We start from the raw sequence: 11,612 nt of genomic DNA, 5'->3' as shown, positions 1-11,612 counted from the left end.
CCTAGAGGAGACTCCGCCATGCCCCTCGACAAACCCTATACGGACGTGCCCGGCACCACGATCTTCGACGCCGACATGTCGCGCCAAGGCTATCATCTCAACCAATTCTGCATGTCGCTGATGAAGGCCGAGAACCGCGCCCGCTTCAAGGCTGACGAGCGCGCTTATCTCGACGAATGGCCGATGACCGAGGAGCAGAAGCAGGCGGTGCTCGACCGCGATCTCAATCGCTGCATCTCGCTTGGCGGCAACATCTATTTCCTCGCCAAGATCGGCGCCACCGACGGCAAGAGCTTCCAGCAGATGGCTGGCTCGATGACCGGCATGACCGAAGAAGAATATCGCAACATGATGATCAATGGCGGCCGCTCCGCCGAAGGCAACCGCTATATCGGGGAGAAGAAGTAATGGCTCGGATCACCGCCAGCGTCTACACTTCGCACGTTCCCGCCATCGGCGCCGCGATCGACATGAAGAAGACCGGCGAGGACTATTGGAAGCCGGTGTTCGCCGGCTACGAGTTCTCCAAACAGTGGCTGAAGAACGAGAAGCCCGACGTGATCTTCCTCGTCTTCAACGATCACGCCACCGCCTTCAGCCTCGACCTGATCCCGACCTTCGCGATCGGCACCGCGGCAGAATACACGCCGGCCGACGAAGGCTGGGGCCCGCGCCCGGTGCCGAAGGTGATCGGCCATCCGCGGCTCGCAGCTCACATCGCCCAGTCGGTGATCCAGGACGATTTCGATCTTACCATCGTCAACAAGATGGATGTCGACCACGGCCTCACCGTGCCGCTCAGCCTGATGTGCGGCGAGCCGCAAGCCTGGCCGTGCCCGGTGATCCCGTTCGCCGTCAACGTCGTGCAATATCCGGTGCCATCCGGCCGCCGCTGCTACATGCTTGGCCAGGCGATCGGCAAGGCGATCCGCTCGTACGATGAAGACCTCAACGTGCAGATCTGGGGCACCGGCGGCATGAGCCACCAGTTGCAGGGGCCGCGCGCCGGCCTGATCAACCGCGAATGGGACAACGCCTTCCTCGACCAGATCATCAACGATCCAGATGCGCTGTCTAAGAAGCCGCATATCGACTACGTCCGCGAGGCGGGCTCCGAAGGCATCGAGCTGGTGATGTGGCTGATCGCGCGCGGCGCGATGGCCGACGCCACCGGCGGCCCGAAGCCCAAGGTCGCCCACCGTTTCTACCACGTGCCGGCCAGCAACACCGCGGTCGGCCACCTCATTCTGGAGAACGCCTGATATGGCAAAGACGATCAAGGTCGCCCTCGCGGGAGCGGGTGCGTTCGGCATCAAGCATCTCGACGGCATCAAGAACATCGACGGCGTCGAGGTGGTGTCGCTGATCGGCCGCCGGCTGGAGCAGACGCAGGAAGTCGCCAAGAAGTACGGGATCGACCACGTCTCGACCGAACTGTCCGACGCGCTGGCGATCAAAGAGGTCGATGCGGTTATCCTCTGCACGCCCACCCAGATGCACGCGCAGCAAGGCATCGACTGTTTGCGCGCCGGCAAGCACGTCCAGGTCGAAATCCCGCTGGCGGATTCGCTGAAAGACGCGCAGGCGGTGGTCGATCTGCAGAAGCAGACTGGCTTAGTGGCGATGTGCGGCCACACCCGTCGCTTCAATCCGAGCCATCAGTACGTGCATAAGAAGATCAAGGCCGGCGAGCTGAACATCCAGCAGATGGATGTGCAGACCTACTTCTTCCGCCGCACCAACATGAACGCGCTCGGCCAGCCGCGGAGCTGGACCGATCACCTGCTGTGGCACCACGCCGCCCACACCGTCGACCTGTTCGCCTATCAGGCCGGCTCGCCGATCGTGAAGGCGAACGCCGTGCAGGGACCGATCCATCCCGACCTCGGGATTGCGATGGATATGTCGATCCAGCTCAAGGCCGCCAACGGTGCGATCTGCACGCTGTCGCTGTCGTTCAACAATGACGGCCCGCTCGGCACTTTCTTCCGCTACATCTGCGACAACGGCACCTACATCGCCCGCTACGACGATCTGGTGAACGGCAAGGAAGAGAAAATCGACGTCTCCAAGGTCGACGTATCGATGAACGGCATCGAGCTGCAGGACCGCGAGTTCTTCGCTGCGATTCGCGAAGGCCGCGAGCCCAACGCTTCGGTCGCACAGGTGCTGCCCTGCTACCAAGTGCTGCACGATCTCGATCAGCAGCTCGCCAAGGACTGATTGCCAGCCTTGTAACGGCTGAATTTCCCACGTTTCCAAATGGCCGGGTTCGTCCCGGCCATTTGCGTTTCGCAGATCGGAACCGCCAATCTGCACCGCATGCAGTCCGGCCTTGTGTTTCCAAGACGGAACTTTAGGTGATCCAGAAAGGTTGTCACGCTGGATCATCCAGACACACACCGTCAGACGGAGGATGCAGATGCAGACGCGTAAATCCTTGTTTTCGTCGGGCGGCCGAGCCGTCGCGTTCGTCACTGCCGTGGCGCTGGCCGTGCCGGTGCTCGAGCCCGCTGCGGCGCTTGCCGCCTCTCCCGGCAAGCTGCAGACCGCGGGGCCTGCGACCGAAGCTGCAGCATTGACCGACGTCAGCGCGCGAAAGCGGCGTTACGTTCGGCGCGGCGGCAATGGCGGCGCTGCTGCCGCAGCCGCTTTCGCGGGAATCGTCGGCACCATCGGCACGATCGCCGCCGCCCAGGCACAGCGCGACGCCTATGAGAGCCGGTATCGCTATTACTATGGACCGGGCCCGGGTTATTACGGGGGACCGCGCTATTATGGCGCACCTTATGGCCCTCGACCGTACTACTACGGCTATTAAACGCCTGGAATCGGCACTCAGGCGCGATGTCCGTTCCCTCGGATCGGACATCGCGCCTGAGTTGCGTTTATACGACTGACATCGAAATCAGCTAGGTTGTGAACATGGCTGATTCGCTCGACCGACTTTATGAGGCCGTGCTCGCGGCGCGGGATCTCGATCCGGCGACATCGCGAACGGCTCGCTTGTTTCAGCGCGGCTCCGGCAAGATGGCCAAGAAGCTCGCCGAAGAAGCAATCGAGGTGGTGATCGACGCCGTCAACGGCAATCGCGACGCGGTGGTCCGCGAAAGCGCCGACCTGTTGTACAATCTGACGGTGCTGTGGGCTTCGGCCGGCGTTCGCCCCGAAGACGTCTGGGCCGAGATGCGACGCCGCGAGACTCTGCTCGGCATTGCCGAGAAGCTGCCGAAGTCGCGGGTCAAGATTGCCAATCCGCCGGTCCAGCATGCCAGCCGCCGCCCGGTAGGGACCCAAGAGGCCCGCGCAGTGCGCAAGCGCCGCTAAAAGTCCGTTCGCGGCCCGCCGCTCTCCAACCCCTGTTCTTCTGCATCTGTGCTATTTGCGCCATGGACAAACCGGCGACGGAATGGTTGATCGCGCTCCATGCTGCGCAAAATCTACGACTGGTGCATCGACGCCGCCCACAAACCCTATGCCCTCTGGATTCTCGGGCTGGTGTCGTTCGCGGAGAGCTCGTTCTTTCCAGTGCCGCCGGACGTGATGTTGATCCCGATGTCGCTGGCGCGGCCGCAGCGCGCCTGGTTCTATGCGGCGCTGTGCACCGTCACCTCGGTGGCGGGCGGCGTGGTCGGCTATGCGATCGGCGCGCTGCTGTACGACTCGGTCGGCCACTGGCTGATCCAGCTCTACGGCTATGCCGACAAGGTCGAGGCGTTCCGCGCGGGCTACGCCGAATGGGGCGCCTGGATCATCCTGCTCAAGGGCCTCACCCCGATCCCCTACAAGCTGGTGACGATCACCTCGGGCTTTGCCGGCTACGACATCTGGTTGTTCATCCTGTTCTCGATCATCGCCCGCGGCGGCCGGTTCTTCATCGTGGCGGTGGTGCTGAATCGGTACGGCGTGGTGATCCGCGAGCAGATCGAAAAGCGACTCGGGATGTGGGTGACGATCGGCGCGGTGCTGCTGGTGCTGGGCTTTGTCATCGCGCTCAAGCTGGTCTAGCGGCGGCCAACGCCCTTCTATCTGCCGGCGCATCGGCGTAGGTTAGGCGATGCCCGTCTCGAACCGCATGTTGCGCCGGTATCTCGTGCCGCGGCGCGCCGGCGTTGTCGCAGCCACCTTGGTCGCAATCGTCCTGCTCGGCGCGCCTGCAGCGGCGCAATCTTCGCCGCCTCCGTCGCCGCCGGCCGATCAGCCGCCACCACCTGCGCCGCAGCGCTCGGACGACCCGGGCTTGGTCGATGAAATCAAGAAACTGCTGAAGACGCCGTCGTCGCTGTTGCCATCGAAGTCGCTGCTGCCGTCGTTCGGGAGCGACAGCAAGGACGCGCCGGCTCCCCCTGCGAATCCGCAGCCGCCCTCACCAGCCTCGCCCCCGCAAGCGACAGCGCCACAACCGGTGCCGCCCCCGCCGCCCAGCCCATCGTCGCCGATCGTACCGGAGATGGTCAGCGGACGTCAGATCTGTCCCGTGGTGCCGGGCAGCGGGCCCGATTGTCAGGCCGCCGCCGACATCCTGTGCCGATCGAAGGGCTACCGCCTCGGCAAGAGCCTCGGCGTCGACGCGACCGAGAAATGCTCGGCCAAGGTTCTGATCCCCGGCCGGCCACGCGAACCGGGCGATTGCCGCACCGAAAATTTCGTCACACGGGCATGGTGCCAGTAGCCGGCGGCTGATCGCTGCGACGAAGCGCGCGCTTGCGCCGAAAGGCTACGAATTCGCCAATTCCCACCTTGCAGGTCTGTTGCTCGCTTGCTTTTGTGTCGCCGCGGCTGCGCCGCCAAACACAACAAACAAGGAGAAACTCGAAATGCCCATGCCTGCATTGTTCAAGGGCCGCCTGTCGGTCCCGGTGATCGGCTCACCGCTGTTCATTATTTCGGGTCCCGAGCTGGTGATCGCGCAATGCAAGGCCGGCGTGGTCGGGTCGTTTCCTGCGCTGAACGCGCGTCCCGCCGCGCTGCTCGACGAGTGGCTGCACCAGATCAAGGAAGAGCTCGCCGCCTACGACAAGGCGCATCCGGAGCGTCCGTCGGCGCCGTTCGCCGTCAACCAGATCGTGCACAAATCCAACAACCGGCTCGATGCGGACTTGGCGCTTTGTGAGAAGCACAAGGTGCCGATGCTGATCACCTCGCTCGGCGCCCGCGAAGAGCTGAACCAAGCCGCGCATAATTGGGGCGGCATCGTCTTCCACGACGTGATCAATCAGCGCTTCGCCCACAAGGCGGTCGAAAAGGGCGCCGATGGCCTGATCCTGGTGGCGGCCGGCGCCGGCGGCCATGCCGGCACGCAGTCGCCGTTCGCCTTCGTCACCGAAACACGCGCCTGGTACAACGGCCCGATCGCGCTGTCCGGCGCGATCGCCAACGGCAAGGCGATTCGCGCTGCCCGCGTGCTCGGCGCCGACTTCGCCTATATCGGCTCCGCCTTCATCGCCACCAAGGAAGCCAATGCGGTCGACCGCTACAAGGAGATGATCACCACCTCCGGCGCCGACGACATCGTGTATTCCAACCTGTTCACCGGCGTGCACGGCAACTACCTGAAGCCGTCGATCGTGGCGGCCGGCATGGACCCGGACAATCTCGAACAGTCCGATCCGACCAAGATGAATTTCGGCACCGACGAGGCCGGCGAGCGCGCCAAGCCGAAGGCCTGGAAGGAAATCTGGGGCGCGGGCCAGGGCATCGGCAGCATCAACGAAGTGCAGCCCGCCGGCGAACTGATCGCCCGCTTCAAGAAGGAATACGACGAGGCGATCGACCCGCCGCTGTGAGGCGATAACCGTCGTCTCCTCTGCTACTCCTGCCATTGCGAGGAGTGAAACGACGAAGCAATCCAGCTCCGAACACGGAGCCTCTGGATTGCTTCGCTCGCAATGACGAGGCAACGTCCCGACCTCGCCCGTTCTGAAAGCCCCCTCATGGACGCCATCTACCGCATCGACGGCATCAATATCGAAACCAGCCCGAACGCGGCCGGGCCGTGGGATCCGACGATGCAGCACGGCTCGCCGCCGTCTGCACTGGTCACTTATCTCGCCGAGCAGATCCCGACGCCGTCACCGATGCAGATCGCGCGCGTCACCGTCGACCTGCTGCGGCCGGTGCCTGTGGGGCCGCTGACCTACCAGACCGAAGTGCTGCGCGAAGGCCGCAAGATCCAGCTTTGCGCCGTGCGGCTGCTGTCGAAAGGCGTCGTCGTGGTCGGCGCCACGGTGCTGAAGATCCGCGTCGCGCCGCCCGATCTACCCGACGACATCGAACATCCGCCGCTCGACGTGCCGTATCCTGACGACTGCCCGCCGCTCGATCCAAACTTCACCCGCAACCCGTTCGTCAGCGGGATGTCGCTGCGCAAGGTGTATGGCGGCTTCGGCTCGATCGGACCGGGCGCGACCTGGTATCGGTCCGACCGCGCCCTGGTCGAAGGACAGCCGACATCGCAGGCGATGCGCGCGGTGATCGCCTCCGACTTCAGCAATGCGACCTCGTCGATCCTCGACTTCAAGCACTGGACCTTCATCAACGCCGACCTCAACGTATTCTTCGCCCGGCAGCCGATCGGCGACTGGGTGCTGCTGAACTCCGAGATGTGGCTCGGCCCCGACGGCGCGGGCATCGCCTCATCGAAGCTCGCCGACACCCATGGTTATTTCGGCCGCGCGATCCAGAACCTGGTAGTCGAGCAACGCTGATCAGACCGTGAGCCGATGGGAATGTGAGCGCCAGGGGGCGATCCACGTAGTTTGACGAGGCGATCCGGCCGCCAGAATCGGCTTAACACCGCGTTAACCATGTTCGCCCAACATAAGAGCTGCCGCGACGCGGGGCTCTGTCGACGACCGGTCCTGCATCGTAGGCGCACCACAGCCCAAGTGGACGTCGCCATGCCGTATGTCGAAAAGACTTCCGCGACCCTCGACGAACTCCGCATCCGGGTCGCTCACGCGCTGCATCGCCATCCGCTGTGCCGCGAGGTGCGCTTCGATATCGTCGCTACGCCGCGCACCCGTAGGGGCGGCAACTGGACGATCAGCATCCAGTCGGTCGCGCCCGACGCGCTGTGGGAAGCCTCCGAGATCATCGCCGATATTCAGGAGGCCTATGAGCTCGCCGAGATGCCGATGTACGCAGCCGCGTGATCGGTCGGCGAGCGGAGTACGGGAACCAAGCGCGCCGCGGAACTGCGCATAGTTAGCGCTAACAGCCATATTTCCTCTGCATTTTGGCGCGATATCAGCGGCCGTTCGTCGCCGCGACGGAGATCAGCTTGACCAAGGCCGTGACTCTTTCTGCGTTGGCGTGCGTACTCCTGGCGAGTGCGTCCGCGGCCAGCATCCTCGCGCGCGCCAGCGTGCCGGCCGCTGGTTCCGCCGGCGTTGCGGCGATCGAGCTGCCGCTCGCCAACCGCGATCTGAAGGCCGATAAGCTCGAGGTCGCGCTGCAGCAGCCGGACGTCTCCGAGGCGGAGCCGGCGCAGGAACAGCCGGCCGACGCCGCCACCACGACTGCGGCCGAGCCGACCGCCACCGCCAAGCCGATGCAGCTCGCCTATGCGACCGACGAGCTGCCGGTCGCTGCGATTCCCGAGGCGGCCCCATCCGAGCCCAGCGCCGCCCCGAAGGCGACCACCAAACTGCCGCCGGTGATCGCCACCGCGCCGGTTCACAGACCGAAGCCGAAGCCGGCCGTGAAGGAGGCGCTGCTCAGCGACGGCCAGATCGCCAAGATCAAGACCCGGCTCAATCTGTCGTCGTCGCAGGAATATTATTGGCCGTCGGTCGAGCAGGCGTTGCGCGCGATCGGTCGCAAGCTGCACGCGACCCCGCAGGGCCGCGACGGTGGCACGCCGATGATCGATCCGGACAGCGCCGAGGTGCAGCAGCTCAAATACGCCGCGATGCCGCTGCTGTTCCAGTTGCGCGAAGATCAGAAACAGGAAGTCCGCAAGCTGGCTCGCGCCATTGGCCTCGAACAGGTCGCCCAACAGATCTGACGCGGATAACAGCACACGCAGGTCGCACCACGGATCAAGTCGGCGCGGCTGACTAAGCGTCGTTTTCCCGATCGTTCCGCTCCGGCCAATCCGGCGATCGTCCGGGGACCATCTTCAGCCCTTGAACGAGATGATCGACCCAGGTGCGGTCGACGAACGGCAGCCAGTCCAGAAAGCGTTTGGAGAAATTCGGCTTGATGGCGATCAGCTCGTCGCAGGCGAGCCGCGCCGCGTCGAGCTCGCCCATCCGCGCCAGCGCGTTGATCTTCAGGACATGCGCATACCAATAGGCCGGACGCCGTGCCAGCGCGAGCGTGGCGTGTTCGATCGCCTCCGGCCACTGCTCCAGCATCGTGTAGGCGAGCGCGAGCTCGCCAAGTGAATAGAAGATGTTGGGATCGTTCGACGACAGCCGCAGCGCAGTCTTGAGCTGGACGATCGCCTGATCGGGCTCGCCGGCGAGATTGAAACAGCCGCCGAGCTGGGCATGCGCCAGCGCCAGACTCGGCGTCAGCGCGATCGCCTGCTTGAGCAGGTTTTTCGCCTCGACCGTATGCCGCAGCCACATCTCGGCAATGCCGGCCAGCATGAAGCTGCGGCCATCGTCGGGATCGGCCAGCATCGCCTGCTGCGCCAGCCTGCGCATCCCCAGGATCTGATCCTGCGGCTGACGCCCGGCCCAGATCGACCACGCCAGCGCCGCGGTCGCCTGGATCAAGGCTTCGGGCGAATCCGGATCGAGCGCCAGCGCTTCGGCGAAAAGCTTCTGCGCCATTTCGGAATCGGCGCGCGTCAGCCGGTTGAGATGCCAACGCCCCCGCCAGATCAGATCGCTGACGCCGAGCCGATCCTGGCGCTTGCCGCGGATACGGATCTGTTCGGCGTGCTCGATCCGACTCTCGAGCTGCGCCACCAGTTCGTTGACGAACTGTTCGAGTTCATCGCGCGCCGCGGGAGACTGCAGCGTGAACCGCCGCGACCACAGCGAATAGCCGGTGGACGCCTCCGCCAGCGAGGCGGACACGCCGTAGGAATCGTAAGCGCGGTAGAGGCGGCCCTCGACCAGATACTGCGCGCCGAGCCGCTGGGCGATCAGCTTGCGATCGTCGCTTTCCGTGAACGAGAAGCTGGAGTTGCGCGAGATCACCGGCAGCCACCGAATCCGCGACAGGCCAACGATGAGCTCCTCGCCGATGCCTTCGGCCACATAGTCGAGTGTCTCGTCGCCGGTCGCGTTGGCGAACGGCAGCACCGCGATCGCAGGCCGCCCGGCGAAGCCGAGCGGCGGCAGCGAGATGTCGACGATGTGGCTCGGCAGCGTGCCACCGGCGGTCGCAGCGGAAACCGCGACGTCATTGGCCGGCGGCACCAGCGCGTCGCGCTGCTCTCTCAACCACGCGCCGAAGCCGCGCTCACTCGGAATGTCGAGGCCTTCGAGGAATTCTCCAATCGCACGCCCCGGCCGCGACGCGAGAAGGTCGATGTCGATCATATCGGTCCGGAGCCGGACTCGATCCCGGTCGCTGACCAGCAGTTCTTCGGCGTCTGAATTCAGCAGTTTGCGCAGGTTCGACAGTTCACGGCGGAGGCTGCCGGCGGCCTCCGCCCTGCGGCGACTCCCCCAAAGCCGATCTTGCAGCCAACCGCGTGTCCGCGCACCGTCGCGCGACAACGCGAGCATGGCGACGACTGCGATTCCCTTCTTACTCGTGATCTCGACCCGGCGCCCTCCGGGCGCCGTGAACTCGAAAGGTCCAAGCAACCGAAGCGCGTACCGCTCCGAATTTGCGGCCCTCATCCCGTATCCTTCCTGCGTCTCGGTCAGAATAACACTTTTCACGCGACTATCACGCCATTTTCACGCAAGACCTGCATCGATAAGCAGGCGCAACCCGACCCAATAAGGAATTATGCGGGAAGTCTCTTGACCGATTTAAAAATCGCGAAATAACGAGAGACCAATACCGGTGGTTGTGGCGAATGCGTCACCGCAACCACATGCGACAAATTCGCATGTAAGCCGGCGGAAGATGCGGGCGGGGTTATGGTGAGCGTTTCTGGAAGCGAGTTCCACCAGGAGCTGCTGTTTGCGTTCGGTGGTGGCGATCGCAATATCATCGTGGCGGTGCTGGATGGCGCCGTCGATCGCACTCACGATTGTTTTGTCGGAGCGCCATTGACGCCGCTCGATACCGCCGTGATGCAGCGCAGCGGCGAAGACGCGCCCCCCAGCGCGCAGGGCACCCACTTGGCCAGCCTGATCTTCGGCCAGCCCTGCCGGTCGGTCGAGGGTATCGCACCATTGTGCCGCGGCCTGATCGCGCCAATCTTCAGCGAAGATCGGCCGCTGTGTGCGCAGGCCGATCTCGCAGACGCGATGACGCGGGCTCTCGATCACGGCGCTCAGGTTATCCTGATCGGCGCTGGATCCTTCGAACAACCTTGGTATCCCGATCGCATGCTGGCGCGGGTGATCACCCGCTGCAATGCCGGCAATGTGCTGATCATCACCATCCCCGGCCGTCATGGTTGCAGCACGCTGCTGCGCAGCTGCGGCGCCGCAAACCTGCTGTCGGTTGGAGCGCTCGACGGCGCCGGGCACCTCCTCGAAGATCTCGACGACAATTCGGTCGAACTCGGGATCGCCGCGCCGGGGGAGAGCGTCTCTGGCGCAGCTCTCGAGGGACGGGTCGTGCAACGGAGCAATCCGAACGTCGCCGCCGCTTTGGTCGCCGGCGCCGCTGCGTTGTTGCTGAGCGTGCAACGCAGCGCGGGGCTTTCGGTCAATCCGGCGGCCGTCGCCGAAGCCATTCGGATGACTGCGACGCCGCAAGGGACGACGGTCGGATCCGCCTCCCTGGCGACCTGGACGGGACGCAAGAGCCTCGAAGCGGCCGCTGCCTATCTGACCGGACGCTACGAGGGCATCTATGCGTCGAGCTTGTTCGAGGCTTGGTATCGCGCCCGGGCGGGCGCGACCCGATCCGATCACGCCGCGTTTCGTCCGCGGGCGTGATCGCGCCACCACGCTTCCAGCGCATCCGCCTCCGGCGGCAGCGACACCGACAGCCCCTGGGCGAAGTCGTTCCAGACGTCCTCGGCCTTTGGCGCCACCACACAGGCCACCGGCACGCCGGCCGCGATCGCCGCCTGGAACGCCGACATCAAGCCGCCGCGCACCGCCTCCTGGCCGCCGAACCGGCTCAGCACCACCAGCGCCGGCTTGCGCGCTACCGCGCGTTCGACCGCCCCCGCCGCCAAAGCCAGCGACGACGAGTTGAGATTGCAGGCCTGCGATCCCGAGCCGAGATCCTGATGCATCGCGTAGCGGTCGCCGGTGGCGATATCGATCAGCTCGCTGCGGCACTCGCAGCCTTCGTGACCGCCGCCATGACCGTGGCTGGCATCCTCGGGCGGGGCGATCACGCCGACGACGTCGACGCCTTCGGCCTTGCGGCGCAGCGCGAACGCGGTGAGCACGTCGGCAGCCGGCGTCCCCGGCCCGCCGCGCAGCGCCGCGATCGGCATCAGTTGATTGCTTTCGAACGACATTGTCGATTCTCCTCCATGAGATACGGACGCAAGGCGTCGTTGACCCGACACG

General features: G+C 64.8%; 14 protein-coding genes. 12 read left to right on the top strand and 2 right to left on the bottom strand.

Features of this window, described 5'->3' with window-relative positions; translation table 11 throughout:
- Positions 1-18: 18 nt before the first annotated feature.
- From ligA to DY468_RS14550, 11 genes are all read left to right on the top strand, one after another.
- The gene (ligA, locus tag DY468_RS14600; protein WP_164605528.1) at positions 19-408 is read left to right on the top strand and encodes a protocatechuate 4,5-dioxygenase subunit alpha; all 390 of its coding nucleotides are present in this window, start codon (positions 19-21) and stop codon (positions 406-408) included.
- Positions 408-1,262 (top strand): class III extradiol dioxygenase subunit beta, encoded by an 855-nt coding sequence (locus tag DY468_RS14595; protein WP_164605527.1) that lies wholly within the window; start codon positions 408-410, stop codon positions 1,260-1,262. The genes ligA and DY468_RS14595 overlap by 1 nt, the downstream gene beginning before the upstream one ends.
- A 1-nt stretch (position 1,263) precedes the next feature.
- A complete protein-coding gene (locus DY468_RS14590; protein ID WP_164605526.1) occupies positions 1,264-2,223 on the top strand; it encodes a Gfo/Idh/MocA family oxidoreductase in 960 nt (319 codons plus the stop codon).
- Between the two features lie 199 nt (positions 2,224-2,422).
- The gene (locus tag DY468_RS14585; protein ID WP_164605525.1) at positions 2,423-2,821 is read left to right on the top strand and encodes a hypothetical protein; all 399 of its coding nucleotides are present in this window, start codon (positions 2,423-2,425) and stop codon (positions 2,819-2,821) included.
- Positions 2,822-2,925: 104 nt separating this feature from the next.
- A complete protein-coding gene (gene hisE / locus DY468_RS14580) occupies positions 2,926-3,327 on the top strand; it encodes a phosphoribosyl-ATP diphosphatase (protein WP_164605524.1) in 402 nt (133 codons plus the stop codon).
- 99 nt (positions 3,328-3,426) lie between these two features.
- On the top strand, positions 3,427-4,008 hold the full coding sequence (locus DY468_RS14575; protein WP_164605523.1) for a YqaA family protein: 582 nt from the start codon (positions 3,427-3,429) through the stop codon (positions 4,006-4,008).
- Positions 4,009-4,057: 49 nt separating this feature from the next.
- On the top strand, positions 4,058-4,672 hold the full coding sequence (locus DY468_RS14570; RefSeq protein ID WP_164605522.1) for a hypothetical protein: 615 nt from the start codon (positions 4,058-4,060) through the stop codon (positions 4,670-4,672).
- A gap of 145 nt (positions 4,673-4,817) precedes the next feature.
- Positions 4,818-5,786: an NAD(P)H-dependent flavin oxidoreductase gene (locus DY468_RS14565; protein WP_164605521.1), complete on the top strand. Its 969-nt coding sequence runs from the start codon at positions 4,818-4,820 to the stop codon at positions 5,784-5,786.
- 147 nt (positions 5,787-5,933) lie between these two features.
- Positions 5,934-6,707, top strand: a complete 774-nt coding sequence (locus DY468_RS14560) for a thioesterase family protein (RefSeq protein ID WP_164605520.1) — start codon at positions 5,934-5,936, stop codon at positions 6,705-6,707.
- A 192-nt stretch (positions 6,708-6,899) separates the two neighbouring features.
- Positions 6,900-7,154: a hypothetical protein gene (locus DY468_RS14555; protein ID WP_164605519.1), complete on the top strand. Its 255-nt coding sequence runs from the start codon at positions 6,900-6,902 to the stop codon at positions 7,152-7,154.
- 128 nt (positions 7,155-7,282) lie between these two features.
- Positions 7,283-8,008: a hypothetical protein gene (locus tag DY468_RS14550; RefSeq protein WP_164605518.1), complete on the top strand. Its 726-nt coding sequence runs from the start codon at positions 7,283-7,285 to the stop codon at positions 8,006-8,008.
- A 52-nt stretch (positions 8,009-8,060) separates the two neighbouring features.
- On the opposite strand, the gene DY468_RS14545 is transcribed toward DY468_RS14550, so the two are convergent.
- Positions 8,061-9,500 carry a tetratricopeptide repeat protein gene (locus DY468_RS14545; RefSeq protein ID WP_246700983.1) on the bottom strand — a complete coding sequence of 480 codons (1,440 nt, stop codon included), beginning with the start codon at positions 9,498-9,500 and terminating at the stop codon, positions 8,061-8,063.
- Between the two features lie 552 nt (positions 9,501-10,052).
- Here DY468_RS14545 and DY468_RS14540 point away from each other — a divergent pair.
- A complete protein-coding gene (locus DY468_RS14540) occupies positions 10,053-11,024 on the top strand; it encodes a S8 family serine peptidase (protein ID WP_164605516.1) in 972 nt (323 codons plus the stop codon).
- Here DY468_RS14540 and DY468_RS14535 read toward each other — a convergent pair.
- Positions 10,997-11,560, bottom strand: a complete 564-nt coding sequence (locus tag DY468_RS14535; protein ID WP_164605515.1) for a DUF2478 domain-containing protein — start codon at positions 11,558-11,560, stop codon at positions 10,997-10,999. The two genes, DY468_RS14540 and DY468_RS14535, sit on opposite strands and share 28 nt — an antisense overlap.
- Positions 11,561-11,612: the final 52 nt, after the last annotated feature.

The sequence above is a fragment of the Rhodopseudomonas sp. BR0M22 genome (assembly GCF_010907035.1).
Lineage (GTDB): Bacteria > Pseudomonadota > Alphaproteobacteria > Rhizobiales > Xanthobacteraceae > Rhodopseudomonas.
This window is presented reverse-complemented; position numbering and strand designations above follow the sequence as displayed.